The 18,554-nt window shown below is 44.5% G+C and carries 17 protein-coding genes and 1 other RNA gene; 13 read left to right on the forward strand and 5 right to left on the reverse strand.

What is annotated here, in order from left to right; genetic code table 11:
• Positions 1-84 precede the first annotated feature (84 nt).
• Together QUB44_RS18840 and egtC are read right to left on the reverse strand one after the other, a co-directional pair.
• Positions 85-1,404 carry an SUMF1/EgtB/PvdO family nonheme iron enzyme gene (locus tag QUB44_RS18840; protein ID WP_333369818.1) on the reverse strand — a complete coding sequence of 440 codons (1,320 nt, stop codon included), beginning with the start codon at positions 1,402-1,404 and terminating at the stop codon, positions 85-87.
• Complete coding sequence (gene egtC, locus QUB44_RS18845) at positions 1,376-2,164, reverse strand: ergothioneine biosynthesis protein EgtC (RefSeq protein WP_333369819.1); 789 nt, start codon at positions 2,162-2,164, stop codon at positions 1,376-1,378. Before egtC ends, QUB44_RS18840 begins: the two co-directional genes overlap by 29 nt.
• A gap of 165 nt (positions 2,165-2,329) precedes the next feature.
• Between egtC and QUB44_RS18850 the strand changes: the two genes are divergently transcribed.
• The 3 genes from QUB44_RS18850 to QUB44_RS18860 all read left to right on the forward strand — a co-directional run bounded on the left by QUB44_RS18850 (position 2,330) and on the right by QUB44_RS18860 (position 6,581).
• On the forward strand, positions 2,330-2,548 hold the full coding sequence (locus tag QUB44_RS18850) for a hypothetical protein (RefSeq protein ID WP_333152197.1): 219 nt from the start codon (positions 2,330-2,332) through the stop codon (positions 2,546-2,548).
• A gap of 1,447 nt (positions 2,549-3,995) precedes the next feature.
• The gene (locus QUB44_RS18855; protein ID WP_333369820.1) at positions 3,996-5,561 is read left to right on the forward strand and encodes a methyl-accepting chemotaxis protein; all 1,566 of its coding nucleotides are present in this window, start codon (positions 3,996-3,998) and stop codon (positions 5,559-5,561) included.
• A 732-nt stretch (positions 5,562-6,293) separates the two neighbouring features.
• The gene (locus QUB44_RS18860; protein WP_333206004.1) at positions 6,294-6,581 is read left to right on the forward strand and encodes an RNA-binding protein; all 288 of its coding nucleotides are present in this window, start codon (positions 6,294-6,296) and stop codon (positions 6,579-6,581) included.
• Between the two features lie 269 nt (positions 6,582-6,850).
• On the opposite strand, the gene QUB44_RS18865 is transcribed toward QUB44_RS18860, so the two are convergent.
• On the reverse strand, positions 6,851-7,297 hold the full coding sequence (locus QUB44_RS18865; protein ID WP_333369821.1) for a hypothetical protein: 447 nt from the start codon (positions 7,295-7,297) through the stop codon (positions 6,851-6,853).
• A gap of 418 nt (positions 7,298-7,715) precedes the next feature.
• On the reverse strand, positions 7,716-10,172 hold the full coding sequence (locus QUB44_RS18870) for a putative PEP-binding protein (protein ID WP_333369822.1): 2,457 nt from the start codon (positions 10,170-10,172) through the stop codon (positions 7,716-7,718).
• Between the two features lie 72 nt (positions 10,173-10,244).
• Here QUB44_RS18870 and QUB44_RS18875 point away from each other — a divergent pair, with 72 nt between their 5' ends.
• Positions 10,245-10,931, forward strand: coding sequence for a ComF family protein (locus tag QUB44_RS18875; RefSeq protein WP_333369823.1), 687 nt, complete (start codon positions 10,245-10,247; stop codon positions 10,929-10,931).
• Between the two features lie 275 nt (positions 10,932-11,206).
• Here QUB44_RS18875 and QUB44_RS18880 read toward each other — a convergent pair whose 3' ends face one another.
• Positions 11,207-11,776: a 2'-5' RNA ligase family protein gene (locus QUB44_RS18880; RefSeq protein ID WP_333369824.1), complete on the reverse strand. Its 570-nt coding sequence runs from the start codon at positions 11,774-11,776 to the stop codon at positions 11,207-11,209.
• Between the two features lie 120 nt (positions 11,777-11,896).
• Between QUB44_RS18880 and QUB44_RS18885 the strand changes: the two genes are divergently transcribed.
• The 9 genes from QUB44_RS18885 to QUB44_RS18925 all read left to right on the forward strand — a co-directional run bounded on the left by QUB44_RS18885 (position 11,897) and on the right by QUB44_RS18925 (position 18,552).
• Positions 11,897-12,163 (forward strand): YciI family protein, encoded by a 267-nt coding sequence (locus QUB44_RS18885; RefSeq protein ID WP_015179070.1) that lies wholly within the window; start codon positions 11,897-11,899, stop codon positions 12,161-12,163.
• Between the two features lie 23 nt (positions 12,164-12,186).
• Positions 12,187-12,283, forward strand: an RNA gene (gene ffs, locus QUB44_RS18890) — signal recognition particle sRNA small type.
• A gap of 23 nt (positions 12,284-12,306) precedes the next feature.
• Entirely contained in the window at positions 12,307-12,687 is a 381-nt protein-coding gene (locus QUB44_RS18895) for a phasin-related domain-containing protein (RefSeq protein WP_333369825.1), read from the forward strand.
• Between the two features lie 198 nt (positions 12,688-12,885).
• Positions 12,886-13,329 (forward strand): hypothetical protein, encoded by a 444-nt coding sequence (locus QUB44_RS18900; RefSeq protein ID WP_333369826.1) that lies wholly within the window; start codon positions 12,886-12,888, stop codon positions 13,327-13,329.
• Positions 13,330-13,353: 24 nt separating this feature from the next.
• On the forward strand, positions 13,354-13,929 hold the full coding sequence (locus QUB44_RS18905; protein WP_333369827.1) for a Uma2 family endonuclease: 576 nt from the start codon (positions 13,354-13,356) through the stop codon (positions 13,927-13,929).
• A 90-nt stretch (positions 13,930-14,019) separates the two neighbouring features.
• A complete protein-coding gene (locus QUB44_RS18910) occupies positions 14,020-15,366 on the forward strand; it encodes a DNA phosphorothioation system restriction enzyme (RefSeq protein WP_333369854.1) in 1,347 nt (448 codons plus the stop codon).
• Between the two features lie 201 nt (positions 15,367-15,567).
• Positions 15,568-15,843, forward strand: coding sequence for a hypothetical protein (locus QUB44_RS18915; protein ID WP_333369828.1), 276 nt, complete (start codon positions 15,568-15,570; stop codon positions 15,841-15,843).
• Entirely contained in the window at positions 15,840-17,906 is a 2,067-nt protein-coding gene (locus QUB44_RS18920) for an AAA family ATPase (protein WP_333369829.1), read from the forward strand. Before QUB44_RS18915 ends, QUB44_RS18920 begins: the two co-directional genes overlap by 4 nt.
• Positions 17,896-18,552: a Uma2 family endonuclease gene (locus QUB44_RS18925; protein WP_333369830.1), complete on the forward strand. Its 657-nt coding sequence runs from the start codon at positions 17,896-17,898 to the stop codon at positions 18,550-18,552. The genes QUB44_RS18920 and QUB44_RS18925 overlap by 11 nt, the downstream gene beginning before the upstream one ends.
• Positions 18,553-18,554: the final 2 nt, after the last annotated feature.

Below are 18,554 nucleotides of genomic sequence, written 5' to 3' on the forward strand. Positions count from 1 at the left end.
CATGTGTCCTATTTTATGACACTTTGTGCACTCTGCTTACTTTTTTTCTCTGCTACCCCTACTTATTGAGCCGATACGTTATAATTACCTAGCAAACTCTTTAGCGCAGCGAAAACCAGCAACAATTTGCCGCACGCCCGGATAGTACCAATTCCGAAAACTTGATCGCAGAGCCTGCGGAAAAGTCGCCCAACTCCCGCCTTTCAAAACCCGGTGTTCTCCATCAAAATAAACTTGAGAATATCCTCTGTAAGGAGAACTTTCAAATCCTGGATAGGCGTCAAAGGTTGAAGCAGTCCACTCCCAAACATTGCCCAACATATCCCAGCAACCAGCCGCGCTTGCTCCTTTGGGAAAGGCATCAACTGGCGAGGTATTGGCAATATTATTGCCGTGATTGCACAGGCTGCCGTTTGGCTGTTCCTCTCCCCAAGGATAGATGCGATATGTTTGATTTGTGGCATCCCAGGTTGCAGCTTTTTCCCATTCGGCTTCCGATGGCAAACGCTTACCAATAAAGTTGCAGTAAGCTTCGGCTTCGTACCAACTCACGCCGCAGACTGGATGGTTGCTGAAAGCTGGATTTTCTGACCAGTAAAGCGGTTGAGAGACGGCTTCGCCTTGCAGCCATTTCCAGCCGTCCGCTGACCACCAATCAGGGTTTTGATAGCCGCCGGATTCCATGAAATCTCGGTATTGACAGCAAGTGACGGGATAGCGATCGATCAAGTATGCTTCTAAATAACATAGGTGGCGCGATCGCTCGTTATCCAAAGCCTCAGCAGCATCGCTTCCCATGTAAAATTCCCCGGCCGGAATTTCAATCGCCGGGGAATCGGTAATTGGTAATTGGTAATCGGCAATTAATCTTCCCTCTTTCTTCTTCCTTCTATCCCTTACGTCCCTGAAATCCGTTAAATCCGTTACCAAATCCGTTGCCGAACTTCCTTCTTCCTTCTTCCTTTGCATTTGCAACACGAAAGCAACAGTTTCGCAGTGCTGGCTTTCGTGCTGAATAATAAACCGCCAGAGACGTTCTTGCTCGTTGATCGGTGCGACTTCCAAATAATCTAACACCTTTTTTCTCACCGCGTCCAGATATAATTCAACTTCAGGTAAAGTCGGCAGAAAAACCCGTTGTTTTTTAGGCAAAATATCAGCAGCAAACAGTTGGTGATACTGAGGAAAGACTGGCTTCAACCCCGCACACCGCTGCAACAGCCACAAATCTTCAGTATAAGCAATGTGACCTAAGTGCCAGCCAACTGGACTGAAATCAGGATGAGCTTGGCGGCAAAAAGTATCGTAGTCGATGTCTGTAAATAGCTTGAAAGTGCCGCGGCGACACTGCTGCAAATCGCGATAAATTGCCTCTCTACAAGATTGGATAGATTTCGATATCACGCTCTACTCCGGTACTGATAATGCTCTGGACTGGGCACTCGTGCCAATTGCCAGCAAATAAAGGTTCAGAAGCAATGATGACAGAATTCGGGAAATTTAAATCGTCTCGCAGCCAATAGAGGGAAGGAGGGGTTTTTTGGGAAGCAAAGCGAGAGGCGACGAGCTGGTGTCCGTCGCTGATAATTATATTAGCTGAAAATTCTACTTGGTGAAAGTTTGCTAGCTCTGCCAAAGTTTTCAGCGACTTTTGCAAAGCTGCTTGTATGGTCAGATTTCCGGCTGTCAATTCATTGACAAACAAGCCGAAAATATGCTCTGAATCTGTAGTGCCGTTAATTGATTGATAAATGGTATCGCTGAGTCGATCGCGAATTGGTCTGTAAAGAGTTTGCCGAAAATTCTTCACGAAGCCGTTGTGTACAAACAGCAGGCGATCGTTCTGAAACGGCTGACAGTTGCTCAAATCTACAGCTTGTCCTAAAGTTGCACTGCGAACGTATCCGATCGCGCATCCTGATTCAACGTATCGACTGATACTTGGAAGGTTAATGTCGCTCCAAATTGGCTGTACATTTTTATAGGTAAACGGGTCAGTATCTAAGTGCGGGTGATACCAACCAAGACCAAAACCGTCAGCATTGAGTACGCCAGAAGTCATTTCGCGGGGCTCGTAACTCTGCACAATTAGGGAATGTTCCGGCTTGTACAGAATAGCATCGAGTAAAATCGGCTCCCCGAGGTAGCCAAGCAAACGGCACATAAAATTTTTGCAGCAATGTGATTAGCATTGTAAGTCAATAACCGAAAAATTGCCCGATCGCCCATCTTCAGCGTTGGGAACAAGGTTTTTTGTAGGCCGCTGCCAGCATCGCAGTACAAACGATACAGTTAAGGTAGAACCCCTGCAACACAAGGAGACTCTTGAATGTTCATCGACGAACTCATCCCAATGGCGAAAGAATTGATCGAACAGCCGATCGCCTTCGCGGGCGGATTTTTATCTGGCCTGCTTCGACTCAACCTTCACGAAGATCCCGTTAAAAGCTGGATCGACGATCAAGCCGGTTCAACTTCCTACACTACTCCCCCAGCCGAACCCACCAACGGTAAAAGCACGGGGCCTCAGTCAATCTCGATCGACTAAGGAAAAGCAGTAACATCCTCCCAACGCCAAACTGATTACAGTTATGGCGTGGGCTTCCAAACTTCACAGTTTGGCTTTTCGCCTTTTTCCCTGACGGGATTTCCACACTTGGCTAGATTGAATTTCTCAGTCCCCGCTAGAAAGTCTGCACAGACACTTTCGATTCCCGTATAGCCTTTCTCAGATAGATGAAATACAATAACAGCAATGTGTAAACCAGTTCCAAATATTTGGCTGAGAAAGTTGACGAAATGCAAAATCGATCGTCTTTCCTAATTATTGATAATTTGTTCTGTTGATAAAACTGAAAATATTTTTAAGTTTTGACCCTAATTTTTCAGGCTTATGATAAATCAGGGGAAGGGGGCGACAAGTATATTACTTTCGCCCTTTTTCTTGATTACTTTCTTTACTTATTTTGCCTATTTGTCTGACTATTCTCCATCACTACCAAAGCATTTTTTATAGTTTTTGTAGGTTGCGGGCTCATAGAAGCCTCAAATGTAATTGTATCATTTTCCTGCTTAAATTAACTTATATAAAAAATTTATTTACCCTTATGTATAGTATACTGTTTGTGAAAAAAATTTTTACAGGTTTGTTCGTTTAATTATCGCCATTCAACCTTTTAGCTATATAGTTAAAAAATGCATTATTCAAGATTTGAATCATTTTTATTTTCAATATGCGCTAAAATTATCAGTTGTTCTGCCTTAATTTTCCAGAATCTCATAAATTAGATTCCTGAGCAATATTTTTGGTTTCAATAGCCTGTTTAAGTAATTTTTTTACCAAAGAAAGTGAGAACTCCCAAAAAACAGTTAGCTATGGATTTTTTTGAGATTGCTTCCGTAATAATAAACATCGATAATTTATTGTCTAAAATCAAGATAATAAGCTTTCATTGCTAGTAATGTATGATGTTTTCGATGCTTGGCAAACCAACGTGCTGTGACTGGAAGGGGTGTCCCCTCCACTTATGGTGATGCTGTGACTCTTGAGCGAATTATAGTTAATTTATCTTCTATTTTAGATTTTACTTTTATGAATGTGTCAGCAATATAATACCTCATCTGCCTCACAAAGGCTATATCTCTGAACTCCAAACTTAATTATAATCTTGCCACTTTTTATAGTTAGCGTCGGCAGGCTTGGTTTGTGTAACGCCAGGTTTTAACTTTTAGACTAAGGGGGTTTATAAAAATGAATTCAGCATGATGACAACCAAAAAGCTACCATAACTGCGTCGTCACTCAAAATCGATAGCGACTTTCAGGCTCAGGATTTACTCATCAATTAATTACTAACTTAAAACTGTAAAAGCTCCAACGTAAAATCCTAATAGGTAATTCATCTACCTGAGAAAAGCTATAATATACAAGATATGTTCATGATTGCAGTGAGGATAACTGTAGTAGAAGGAAGCAGAAATAGTATGTTGAGAAAAATGAATTTACAAACCAGGCTTATCAGCGCTTTTCTGATGATGGGACTTTTAGTATTTTTAGTGACCTGGGTAGGATGGAGTTCAACATCTAATCTCAGTCAACACATAGAGACTCTCGGTAAAAATAACTTACCGAGTATTGAAGCATTATTGAAAATTAACGAGGGACAAACCCAAATTGAGTCATCCGAGAGAGCGCTAATTAATCCGGCACTCAGTCAAGCAGAAAGGCAAGATGCCTTAAACAGAATGGACAAGGCTTGGCAGCAGATTAAAGAGGGGTTTAAAGCATACGAAGTCCTTCCTCGTACCTCAGATGAAGACGCACTATATAAACAAATGCTGAAGTATTGGGAGGAGTGGCAGCAGGAAGATCAAGAACTCCTGCGAATTAATCAAGAATTTGAAACACTGGGAATTTTGAATCCTTTGGGCTTGCAGCTAAACCTAATTAATCAAGGTAAAAGTAATTCGCCAGAAATGGCAAGAGCAAAGACAGCGAGTAACCTTTTGAATAAACTGAGTCAGCAATCGAAGGTGATTCGTTTTAAGTTTATAAATTCAGAAAAAGCAACTTTAGCAGTAGTTGAATCCAACAGAGAGCAAGCCGATGACGCTTATCAAACCGCCCAAAATGATAGTAGTAAGACTCAAGTAGCTGTATTCTTGGGGATGACAGTTGGACCGCTAGTAGCGATTATTTTAGGAATAGCTTTAAGCATAGCGATCGCCAAACCTTTAGATAAAGCGCTGAAAGGTATTATTAATATGATTGTCAGTTCTTCTACCGAGATCGCTGCTACAATTGAGCAACAGGAACGTATTGCTGTACAACAAGCTGCTTCTGTTAATCAAACAACTACCACAATGGATGAATTGGGCGCATCATCGAGGCAATCAGCTATGCAAGCCGAATCAGCCCTTGAGAATGCCAGTAATGTCTTAAATATGGCAGCAGAAGGCAGTAAAGTGGTGCATAAAACCCAGCAGGGAATGTTGAGTTTGACGGAAAAAGTTGGAGCGATTGCCGATCAAGTTTTAAATTTGAGCCAGCAAACCAATCAGATTGCTAATATTACCAATTTAGTCAGCGATTTGGCTAATCAAACTAATATGCTGGCGATTAACGCTACAGTGGAAGCAGTACGCACCGGAGAACAAGGAAAGGGGTTTGGGGTGGTGGCGACGGAAATTCGCAGACTGGCAGATCAAAGCAAAAAATCGTCGGATCAGATTAATGATTTGATAAACGGTATTAATAATTCCATTAATAAAACAGTGATGGTAACAGATGAGGGCAAGAAAACGTTAGATAATAGCCTGAAATTGACTGAAGGTACGGCGGATAATTTTAACAATGTTGCTAATGCTATTAACAGTGTTGTTGTCAGCAGTCAGCAAATTTATCTGAATACCAAACAGCAGGCGATCGCTATTGAGCAAGTGGTAGATGCGATGAATGTTCTGAATAAAGGAGCAGCGGAAACAGCCAGCGGTATTACCCAAAGTCGAGTTGGCACTCAAACACTTAACAAAGCGGCTTTAAATCTCAAATCCTTAGTTTAATTGAGAAAAGAAAGTAAGATCCTAAACTGGGGATGAAGGAGATGGGGAGAAAATTTTCCCAATTCCCCATTTCCCATTTCCCATTCTCAATTTTGCCAAAGGATTGAAGGCGAGATTTCCCCGTCTATGAAAGGGCTGGGGAGATGTGAAGTAGGTTTCCTCAAAGGGCTGTCTAGATGTGTATAGCAATTCTCAAGTGAGTGAGGTAGAGATTTAGATTTTAAATTAAAGAATTGAAGTAGTGGGGAATTGGTAATTAACTGGCAAGTACCTCACGAAAGTTGAGAACCGCTATATCAACGCTCGTGGCCCAGAGCAACCTAATATATTATACCTTGTTAGTCGCTTTGTTTCCGAAGATGCTTAGTGATTCGTCGCCCACCCATAAGTGATCTGATTAAAATCAAGTATTGTTCAGGGGTGGGGTTCCTCGCGACGCCAAAACTCATCTCCTCACTCATCCGCAGGGCGAGTGAGGAGATGAGTTTTGATTAAGCTAACTATTGCACCCAGTACCAGGGGTTGGTCAGTGCGGCAAACCCTTTTAGTCAGAGTCGATCGCCCAGTTGTATGCTAGATAAGTAACCACACAAAATTAATTACATAAAGACTCCTTGCTAGGCAAGGGTTTTAGTAGAAATATTGTGTAATTAATTCTGCACACCTACTTAGCACTTGACAGTTAAATTAAAAGGTTATTATGTATAGCACAACAAGTTCAGTTCGATCGACATGACTATCTACATTGGAAATCTGTCTTACCGCGCCACCGAAGAAGACCTGAAAGCAGTATTTGCAGAATACGGCACAGTCAAGCGAGTTGTCTTGCCTACCGACAGGGAAACCGGTCGGATGCGCGGTTTTGCATTTGTTGAGATGATGGAGGATGCCCAAGAAGACGCTGCAATTGCCGAATTAGACGGTGCAGAGTGGATGGGGCGCCCCTTGCGAGTGAACAAAGCTAAACCGAAAGAAGAGGGAAATCGAGGCGCAGGTATCAAGAAAAACGACGGATATTAGTCCGCGATGCGGCGGTTGACATCCTCTCGAAACCCACCTGATGCACCACTGCGCCACTAGCGCCCAATTGCAAGCAGCAGTTGATTTTGGGGATGAAATGTCAAATCCGCTGCACAAAAACATCGATTCTTTAGGGGCTGCACTTGATTCATAACTTTTTGAGAAAGACAGAATTTATGCACGCTAGTCTAGAAAGCCGATTTCTTCCCGGATACCTCGCTGCTCAAGCCAAGATTTATTAGAATAAACCGGGTTGATGAGCGTTAATCTTAGAAAGAGTAAACTCGCCCTTTTTCATCAATATAAACTGACCGGTCTTGCCTAGTGCGGCCGTCTGCTCTGGTGATGCGAATCGTCAAAATGTTTGTCTGCGAGTCAACGTTATAGTCGTATTTCAAAGTTGTGGTTCCTCCGGTGGCATTAATTGGAATATTGGCAATGTCGCCGGTGCGATTGCTGATGCGAACACTGATGTTTCTGCTGGCTCCGACTGGCAAGGATGACAAGCTGCCACCTGATTCACCGTATTCTAGGTTCAATCCCGTTTCATTTAACAGTCTGAGGGTAATGTTGCGAGTATTATCAACCTGCGCTTGAGGTTGCCAGAATCCGGGTTTTTTGCCACCGTCAGTTGCCGGTTGAGATAATGCTGGGTGAGGATGCAGAAAGGCCAGGGCGGCAAGTATTGCTGCGGTTGCAGTAATTTTTGATTTCACGGTTTGTACCTCCATGTCAAGAATTGGTGATATTTCTATCCTAGCTTTAAAATCAAACCTTTTGATAGCGCAAGAAGGAAGAAGGAAGAAGGTAGTTCGGCAACGGATTCGCTCCACGGATGTAACGGATGGAAGTCCGATGGAAGTCCGATGGAAGTAGGAAGAAGGAAGTAGGAAGAAGGAAGAAGGAAGTAGGAAGTAGGAAGAAGCAATAAAAGCAAGGGTTTGACCAATTAAAAATGTCCTCACCGTCTGGGCGGTTGTTATATAATTAGAAACTGGGTTTCTGTAGTTGTGAATAGTCTTGGAGACACGGGTTGTCTAGAAAGCCGATTTCTGAGCGGGTGGCTGCTTGCCAAAGGTATGATTAAGATTAGATATAAACCGGATTTCTCAGGCAAAGTGCGTCCGGAAGTGGTTAATTGTTAATTATCGATCGAGCGAGTTCTAGGAGTAGGCGCTGTTCGGCGCGGACGATCGCCCTAGAAGTTTGTTCTGCAGCATCGACATTGACCGAAATAGACGAAATTCCCCACCGCACGAAGGATTCCACTGTCTCCGGATACAATGCGGGAGCGTCGCCGCAGATTGAGCAAGGAATGCCGGCGGTCCGGGCCTGTTTGATTAATTGTTCGATCGCCCTCATCACTGCTCGATCGCGCCCGTTGAAAGCACCTGCTACCTGGTCGGAGTTGCGGTGAATTCCTAACAGCAATTGGGTTAAATCGTTAGTACCGATAGAAACTCCTTGAACTCCGGCTTTTACGTAATCTGGCAATAAAAATAACACCGAAGGAACTTCCGCCATAATCCACATTTGAAACTCTGTTGAGCGGTTTTTCCAAACTGTTTCTAAGCGCTGGCGACAGTATATAAACTCGTCAACCGATCGCACGAAAGGCAAAATTAAATTAACATTGGTATGGCCTGACTCGCAGACTTTTTGAAGTACGCAGAGTTCCCAATCAAATAATTCCGGTTCAAATGTATAACTGAAACTGCCGTGGTCGCCTGACTCGCGTAAATCGAGAGAGCGATAAAATATTGGCCGCGGCGAAACGGCAGCAGCAAATAAGCTGAGGCAATCCGCCATGCGATCGACAAATTCCGATTTGCGCCCGTTTTGCAACCAAAGTTTCGGGTTTTCACAGTCCAAAGCTTCTAATGCCATTAATTCCGATCGCAGCAATCCGATGCCGTCTATTGGCAGATTTTTGAGGCGGTCAATCGAACTTGTTTGGCTGACATTAACTAGCAGTTGAGTCGCCGTTGGTGGGCCCCAAACATATTGAGTAGACTCAGATTGTCGAGATTTAAGCCCGGAATTGGACGATCGATCAGAGGTAGAAGATTGGTGCTTGGCTATTGACATTTTGGCTGCTGTACTGTATATATCTGCCTTTTTTGCTGTGTCCAGAAGTTGGCGACTGTCTCCTGTCTCGATCGCATCCTGTTGGGCGGTGGCAAAAACTTCTCCGCTATCGCCGTCTACCAATACCCAATCGCCCGAGGCGATCGCCCGAGTGGCCCCGGCAACTCCCACCACAGCCGGAATCCCCAATTCTCTCGCTAAAATGGCACCGTGGCCTGTCATGCCTCCTTGTTCTGCAACTACCCCAGCAGCAACTTTCAGCCAAGGCAACCAATTCGGCTCGATTGTCCGGGCTACCAAAATGCCTCCGGCTAAAAATTCCGCGTTTTCTGGGTGCGAATTAGTCATCACTTGGGCAATTGCTTCAACTTTTCCTGATGCGGCAGCCAAACCTCTGAGGATCGCAGGAGTCCTGGCTGGGGCGATCGGCTTTTCCCATACCGGTGCGACTTTTTCCCCTTTCAAAAGACGAACTTGAGTAAAATAAAATTGCGCTTCACTGCTGTTTGCTATCTGGTTTATCGTCCACTTTAAGATTAAATCCGAGTCAAATTCTGCGATCGCTTTTTTACTCACTTCAATGATTTTTTGCAGTTGCGATGCCTCTAAAACGTATTCAGTTTGTGCTTTCTCTCCCAGCGCTAAAACTTCCACGCAACTGTCAGGAAAATCAGGAATTAGAAATGGATAATTGGGAATTTTGACAGCAGCCCAATTGCCAGTATGCGGTTTTTTTTTCGCTTGTCCGTCGCCGACTTTGAGATTGTAGGCTAATGTTTTATAACCGAGCCGCTGGAATTTAACTGCGCCTGTTTCCGGCTGCACTTGATAGTAATCGGGGATGGTTTCTCCCCTAGCGAGGGACAATCCCAAACCGCAGGTGGCTTGGATTTCCCACGCTGCACCCGCTTTAGTTTTCACCTCGCCCGCGGCGATGGCTCGGTCGATCGGCTGCACCAAAACTGCGGGATTTATTTGCTGTATCCTCAGACCGCAGCGCTGCCAGTAAAATAGACTTCGGGCTCTGAACAGTTCTGCCCAAGCTCGTTTGAGTCCGGCCCCAATTGCTTCTGGTTCTGCCCGTACTGCGTGAGCTTGCAGGATTCCGACTGTTTTCGGGTTCCATGAAGTCAAGGAAGGGCGAAAAATTAAGGCTTTGGAGTTTGAGTTTGAGTTTAGTTGACAAACAGCAGACTCTAGGGTGGAGAGCAGTGAATCTGGCAGTTTGCCGGCGAGGATTTGGTGGCGGATGCTGCGGGCGATCGATTGCAGTTGTCTGGGTTCATCGACATTCAAATGCAGGGAAGAGTGGGGCCAGTCAGCAAACAGCGGTTCTAGCCAGTCGATCGACTCTAAAAACTGCCAAAATGTTTTAGCCGGCACGACAAAACCCGGTACAACGGGATGATTTTTCTGGAGCAAACAGCTCAAGTAAAATGCTTTTTCTCCCACTGCATCTCGGTCTGAAGGTTGAATTTTGTCTAGCCAGTAGAGGTTTTTCACGCTGCGATCCTGTTCTTGCAAACAGATTGAATTTGATAGTTTTTCCCATTAATCACTTACCACAATTTTAGGATGAACAAGCGACAATGGACGGGATTACTCAAATCTTTTCTCAATTTATTTCTTAAGTCTAACTGTCCTCTTTGTCAGCGACCAGCCGCCAGAGAGTTTTGTCCGTACTGTCACAAGCAACTTCAGCGATGTCAGTTAAGCGATCCCGGTCGATTTTGGCATTCAGAACAGCGTGTTTTTGTGTGGGGTGAGTATGGCGGGGCTCTGAAACGGGCGATCGCAGCTTTGAAATATGACGGCAATCCGCAATTAGCCAAACCTCTAGGCGGCTGGCTGGCGGAAGCTTGGCTGAGTTTTCCCGAATTAGCTACAGACAATTTAACAGTTGTACCGATTCCCATGCACCAAGAAAAGCTCAAGGAGCGCGGTTTTAACCAGGCGGAACTTTTGGCTGAAAGTTTTTGCGAGCTGACTGGTTTGCCTTTGCAGCGCCACGGTTTGGCTCGGGTGAAAAATACTCAGCCTTTATTCGCTCTGACAGCACAGCAGCGGCAAGCGGAAATGGAAAATGCTTTAATTTTGGGGAAAGATTTTCGCCGGAGGCTCCCGCGCGATCGAGTGTTGTTAGTTGATGATATTTACACTAGCGGTATTACGGTTAAGTCGGCAACTAAAATATTGAAACAGTCAGGAATTTCGGTTTACGGAACTGTGGCACTTGCAACTCCTAATAAGATTAATAGGTAAGCTGTGACGGCATTTAAATTTTAACAGGTTTGTAGTGAGGACTAAAGTCATCAAATTTGTTGACTCACTTGTGACCTCAGAAACCCGGTTTCTACTATTTCTCGTTCCTCGGTGTAAAAGTTGTAGAAACCGGGTTTCTCGCCCCTCGCGAGTCAGGCCTGAAACTGTCCGAAGTGTTGATTAATGATGATTTGCTAGCAAGATTTTTTCGGAAAAAGGAACCGCGAAGACGTGAAGAAAGAGAAGGGAGAGAAGGGAGAGAGTTCAGGATTGGTTTAGGATTTTTGCAGGCTCGCTCCAAGGGGGAACTGGTTGCTGATGTTCCATCGGCTGCCGTCGTGAAGCAGCAAGGTTAACGCCGAAGCGGTAAACTCAAAGTGGAGCGATCGCTCGGAGAATTCCAACCAAGCGGTTTGAAAATTTTCCGGAGTTAAATCGCGAAATGCTACTGTCATGTGCGGTACAAATGGGCGAGTCTGAGAAACTCGATCGACTATTCCCACATTTGCTTGCATATAACTCATCAAATATGAGTGAATCTCCAGCAATTCGGGCGATTTGACAACATCAGCGTAAATGACGCGGGGCGCGAAAGCAGCAAAACCGGATAGAGTAACGGGAATTGACAGCCGATTTGCCGAAAACTCATTCAAACTTTGCTCTAATGTTGGAACATCCTCCGCTAACGAGTGAAAAGGAGGTTGCAGCGTGATGTGCGGCGGCGAATTCAAAGCACCGCGGCTGTTGTAATGTTCCGCAAAATACTGTTGAATCTCAGTAATGTGCTGTTCAATATCGGGAGGCGGCACTAGGGCAATAAAAAATCGCTGTTTTGACTGGTTCATCGGATAACATCGCAGTTAAGAAAGGATAGTGCAAAATGGAATATAGAGCATTTGCCCTAGATCCCATTGGTGCTCACCCATTCCCAATCTAAAATATAAAATCTAAAATCCCAAATAAAAATGCCTTGGTTTGTCAAAATTGAGCAAGGAATTGTCGAAAAGCCTGTCTTTGACCAATACGTGCCAGCTCACAGAGCTTATGTCCGAGAGTTGATTTCTAAAGGACACCGAGCGAAAACTGGCTACTGGGCGCGGCGGGGCGGCGGTATGTTGCTGTTTGAAGCGGGTTCGATGGATGAGGCGAAGGCGATCGTCGCTGAAGACCCTCTGGTGAAGAACGGTTGCGTTATTTATGAAATTTATCACTGGTGTGTGGTTGAAGAATAAATAACTGTGTTATACTCATAAATGAACTGGACCCACGCGATTCCAACGCCCAAATCTTGTCAGGACCGGAAGGTAGCAGCAACACGGGATGCTTGTAATAGGCGTGGTCTCCGGTTCACCCAGTTTTATGAGGTGTAGCTCCTATGCCTGGTTTCGGAGATATTTTACAAAAAGCAGTTTACCTTGGTGTCGGGCTAGCTTCCTATGCTGGTGAAAAAGCTGGCAGCAAGTTAACTGAATTACGCACTGAAGCCCAAAAGCTGGCAGACGAATTGGTGAAGCGGGGCGAGATGTCCACGGAAGAAGCTCGCCGCTTTGTTGATGAGATGGTGCAACAGGCTCAGCAGCAGCCTCCCGTAGAATCGGCCCGGGAGCAAAAACCGGCTGAACCTCGGCGGATTGAAATTATTTCTGAGGAAGAAGATGTCTCGGCAAAAGATGCTAAAGAGACAGGCGGCGTAGACAAGCTTCGCGAACAGGTGCAGAATTTACAAGAGGAATTGCGGCGGCTGAAGCGGGATTAAGCAGGAAAAAGCTCGCTCAGCAAAGCAGGAAGGGAACTCAGGATAATAGTCTTGAGTTCCCTTTTTGAATATCTCCCCTGTCAGATGTGGACGGATATCAGGCAATAGGTAATAGAATTGAAAGTAGGTGCCAGCACTTCGCATGAGGCTGGCTGCACCTGTCTGTAAAATATTTTGTAATAGCAAGCTGTCAAATTCATGGAAGATTGGTCTAAAGATTTTTTTGGAGTAATGGAAAATGCTGTTTCTGAAGTAGAGCATTTTTTCACCGAAATGGGCGAAGAGTTTGTCGAAATGCTGGACGTTTTGGCAAAAATGTCGGAAGAGTTTACTGAACAAGTACAAAATAATCTGATTAATGACATTGACGGTTATTTCAATGAATTTGACGGTTTATTTAATGAATTTATCGAACCGATAATTGAAATTTGCCGCGACTTCGACCCGCAATTGGATGAGATAGATTTGTCGATGGTGACTTATGTAGACCCTTCGCCGACGCAGCAGCCGGCTTGTCGCGGTTGTCGCAACTATCACGGTCAAGTTTACGGGGGAAATTTGTTGGTTTGTGCAATGCACCCTACCGGTGTGGAATCGGAGAGTTGTGCTGATTGGGAAACTGACAGCGATATGAATTTTTAAGAGTTTTTGAGGGTTTAATGGCTTATGGTAACGTCAATTCAGTCTCCGTCAAAGATTTCTCTGGAAGAGTTTTTGTTGCTTCCAGAGACTAAACCGGCTAGCGAGTATGTTGATGGTGAAATTTATCAAAAAGATATGCCCCAAGGAAAACACAGTACATTACAATCCGAGTTTCCCTCTGTGATTAATCGAGTTGGTAAACCGCAGAAGTTAGCATTTGCTTTTACTGAATTGCGCTGCTCTTTTGATGGACGTTCTATTGTTCCAGATATTGCAGTATTCGAGTGGCCTCGTATTCCTCTGAATGCTAAGGGAGAAATTGAAAATAGGTTGGAAACTCCGCCAGATTGGATAATTGAGATTTTATCACCGGATCAAAGTTCAACTCGCGTGATTAATAAGATTCTGTTTTGCCTTAAAAATAAGACTAAATTGGGTTGGCTGATTGACCCGGAAGAACGATTAGTTATTGTTTTTAAACCGCAGCAGGAACCTGAGATTAAAGAGAATGAAGATATTTTACCTGTGCTCGATGTGCTGTCGGATTTGCAACTGTCGGTGGATGATTTGTTTGGGCTGTTAAGTTTCGATCGTCCGTGAGTTACAGTTGAGTATAGGGAATTTTGCATCTAACGGCATTTAAAGGTGAATCGCTCAACGGCTAATAATTCGCAATTTGGGTTTCCGAGAATGCCGCCATCGCTGCAATTGCGACAGTATCAGCGAGTGGCGGTTGCTAATTGGTTTGCGAATCAGGGACGCGGTACGCTGAAAATGGCGACGGGTAGCGGCAAGACGATTACTGCACTGGCGATCGCCACTGAATTATACAATAAAATTAACCTGCAAGTCCTGCTCGTAATTTGCCCTTACTGCCACCTGGTGAATCAGTGGGCGCGGGAATCCGAGAAATTTGGTTTAAAACCTATTTTGGCTTTTGATAGCGCCCGCAGTTGGCAAAACAAGCTGGCTGCGGGTTTGTATGAAGTGCGAGCGGGGGATAGAGCATTTCTCACAATCATCACTACTAATGCTACCTTAATGGGAGATAGTTTGCGATCGCAACTGCGCTATTTCCCAGAAAAAACCCTGATTATTGGAGACGAAGTTCACAACTTAGGCGCGCCCCGTTTAGGAGAAAGTTTGCCTCGCAATATTGGACTGCGACTCGCCCTTTCCGCCACCCCAGAAAGGCATTTCGACGAACAAGGAACCGAAGCTATTTTAGATTATTTCGGCCCTGTTTTGCAGCCGGAACTCACCTTAGCCGACGCCATCCGCCAAAAAGCATTAGTACATTATTTATACTATCCAATTTTAGTAGAATTGACCGAAGCCGAAACCCGCAAATATTCCCGCTTAACTCAAAAGATTGGCTGGGCGCTTTGGGGCGATGACAAAGTAGAAGAAAACGATGCTTTAACGACTTTATTAATGCAGCGAGCCCGGTTGATTGGAGCTGCGGCTAATAAATTAGTAGCTTTGCGAGAATTAATGATTCACCGCCTCGACACCGCCCACACTTTATTTTACTGCGGCGACGGTGCGATCGAAGGAGGCGCGCGCCGAAATCACCACCGCCAGCTAACAGAAACCGCGAAGTTATTGGGTTCCGAATTAGGCTACCGAGTTAACACTTATACGGCGGCAACTCCTTTAGCAGAAAGAGAACGCTTGCGCCAGCAATTTGAGAGTGGAGAATTGCAAGGTTTGGTAGCGATTCGGTGTTTGGATGAAGGCGTTGATATTCCGGCAATTCGCAATGCTGTAATTTTAGCAAGCAGCAGCAATCCGCGCCAGTTTATTCAGCGCCGGGGACGGATTTTGCGGCCGCATCCGGGGAAGGAAAGGGCAACTTTATTTGACATGATAGTTTTGCCTCCAGATTTGGGCAGAGAAACCTTAGAAGTCGAGCGCAATTTGCTGCGAAAAGAGTTGAAGCGGTTCTTGGAATTTGCCGATTTAGCCGACAATGCTGGGGAAGCTAGAGTGAAATTGCTGCAACTTCAGAAGCGTTATGGGCTATTAGACATTTGACATTTATTAAGGTTCGGTTTATGTTTGAGAATATAGAATTATTTGATAGCAGTTTTAGTTGCTAGTTTAGTTCGCGATCGCACCCAGACTTCAGAAACCCGGTTTCTTTGTAGATTTCTCGTGACTGTTCGCAAAACTCGTAGAAACCGGGTTTCTCGCCCATGAGCCGAGCCCCTGTATATTTTAATTTTTGCAAAAAAAATGACTGAAAATCTGAATGAAAATCTGATTCTGGCATTTAGATATGAAGATAGTGCGATCGCATCCGTACCGAAAAGCATTTTAGCAGAAAAGCGTTCTGCTTATCAAACTCATCAGGAATTCAGCGACGTACAGCAACCAATTACTAGCGCGCCCCCCGAAGTCCGACAAATTATCGAGCGGGTATTGGAAATTGAAAAAGATAAGTTGTACATGAGAGTTCCCCGGCACATTAACGATGACATTTTAAAAATTATTAAGGAAGCAATTGTATGAAGTTAATCTCAATTACTCTGTGCAACTTTCGTCAATTTTACGGCAAAAGCCCCGAAATTAAACTAGCTTGGGGCGGGCAAAATATTACAGTAATTCACGGTAACAACGGAGCCGGAAAAACTGCCTTAATGAATGCCTTTACATGGGTACTTTACGGAGAATTTAGCGCGGCTTTTGCGGCAGAAGAACAATTAGTAAACAAGCGCGCTCTGGCTGAGGCAGAAATGGGAAAAGCCGTAGCTTGTTGGGCGGAAATTGTGTTTGAACACGACAGCACGCGCTACCAAGCAAGACGCATTTGTCGTGCTTATAAAAGTGAAAACACTGTAGAACATGGCAAGGCTGAATTGTTTCTTAATGTAGCAAAAGATAACGGTCTATGGCTGAAGCCGGATCAGCATCCCGATGATATTATCGGGCGGATTTTGCCGGAAAGTTTACATAAGTATTTCTTTTTTGATGGGGAGCGAATCGAGCAAATTGTCCGCTATGACAAGAAGGCAGAAATTGCGGAAGCTACTAAAGAGTTGCTGGGAGTGGAAGTCTTGAATAGATCGCTCCGGCATTTACTAGAAGCAAAAAAATCTCTAGAGACAGATTTAAATATAATTGGGAATGCTGAAACGAAGAAACTTTTAAAAGACAAGCAAAAAATTGAGCAAGAAGCTGAGCAACTTGCGAGCAGACAAGTAGAAATTGAGCGGGAATTGGTCAACCAAGGGGAGTTAAAGAAAGCAGTTAATGGTAACTTATTGGAACTTAGCGGTGCTGCGGATTTACAAAAATTGCGAGACGAATTGGAAATCCAGAAAAATTTATTGAAGCAACAAATTGTACAGGCTACAGATGCTCTAAAACGAGCAATTTCCGTGCGCGGCTACGCGGTATTTCTGTCAGAGGCGGCGGCTGAATTTGAAGTAATTGTTGAAGGTTTGCGGGAAAAAGGCGAGTTACTTTCCGGGATTCAGCGACCGTTTTTGGAAGAGTTATTAGCGCAGCAGCGGTGTATCTGCGGTGCGGAATTAGTGGAGGGTTCTGAGTCACGCCAACAGGTTAGCGGTTGGATTGATAAAGCGGGTGTTGGCGATGTGGAAGAAACAACTATTCGGATTAGCGATCGGGTAAATGAAATTGATAAACAAGTGGCTGATTTTTGGGAGGAAATTGACCGACAGCAAGGCAATATCAGCCGCGACAGAACCGAACTTTCTCGTGTGGAAAATCAGTTAGACGATATTCACAACAAGCTGCGAAATTTTCCTGACGGCGATGTCAGCCGCTTGCAAAAGCGCTTGGATGAAATTGAGGCAAAAATTGGCGAGTTGCACCGGGAAACAGGCTCTAACCAGCAGCAGATTGAGAGTTTGAATGTGCAGGTGTCGGCTTTGGACAAGCAAATCGATAAGCAGCAACTGAATGAGCAAAGGCAAGTATTAGCCCAGCGCCGGATTGCTGCGACTCAGGATGCGATGGATCGCCTCACTGAAGTGCGATCGCGCTTAGAAAAACAGTTTTCTTCTCAGTTGGAAAAGCGGGTGCAAGATATTTTTAGTCAAATTTCTTTTACTCCTTACATCCCCAAATTGAGCGATAAATACGAACTGACGCTAGTAGAAAATACGTCGGGTAAAGAATCTTTGGTTGCCGCTTCTACGGGAGAAAATCAAATTCTCAGTTTGTCGTTTATCGGCGGGATTATTGAGGGCGTGCGGGAGTGGAGTCAAAAGAATACTTTGATGGGTCCGGATAGCAGTACGTTTCCAATTGTAATGGATTCTCCCTTTGGCAGTTTGGACGAGATTTATCGCAAGCAAATCGCGAATAAGCTGCCGAAGTTGGCGAATCAATTGGTAGTTTTGGTAACTAAAACTCAGTGGCGCGGAGAAGTTGCTCAAGAGATGGAAAGTTGCACCGGCAGGGAATACGTGCTGGTGTACAATTCTCCGAAAGCTGATTGCGAAGAAGATGCGATCGAACTTGGCGGGACGCGCTATCCTTTAGTTAAGCGCAGTCCAAATGAATTTGAATATACAGAAATTGTAGAGGTGGATTATGACTTCTAATTCGGCAATTACGCAGGTTTTGGAAACGGATATTTGGGTGAAGGCGACGTGGGAAGAGTTTCTAGCCTTCGTTGACGATTCAGCTTGGGAAAAGGGCAAGTTTTATTATTATCAAAAACACATGAGGGTAGAAATGTCACCAGTAGGGCCATTGCACGGGCGTCAAAATTCAATTATGGCCTGTGTAGTTATTCTGTTTGCAACATTGAGAAATATCCGAGTAGTTCAGTTTACTAACACCAGTTTTCGCAAAGCCGGTATCGGCGAGTTTCAACCTGATTTAGCTTACTACATTGGTTCAGATTTAAGAGTGCCTCCTGATGATAGCAATTCTGCTGTTGATTTAAATCAATACGATCCGCCTAATTTGATAGTGGAAATTGGGGCGTCTTCTTTTAATGATGATTTAGGCGGCAAGCGGTTGCTTTACGAAGATGCAGGAATAAGTGAATATTGGGTTGAACGTGCAAACACGCGGGAGGTTTTTGCGTTTGCAATTAATGGCGGAGGTAGCGGGAGAATTCAAGAGTCGCGGGTCTTACCAGGGCTAGAAATTGCGTTAGTTGAGGAAGCTTTGAATCGCAGTCAAACGCAAGATGATGGGGAAATTAATCGCTGGTTGATTCAAACTTTTAGTCAAGGTTGAAA

This window comes from Microcoleus sp. AT3-D2 (genome assembly GCF_036705715.1).
GTDB lineage: Bacteria > Cyanobacteriota > Cyanobacteriia > Cyanobacteriales > Microcoleaceae > Microcoleus.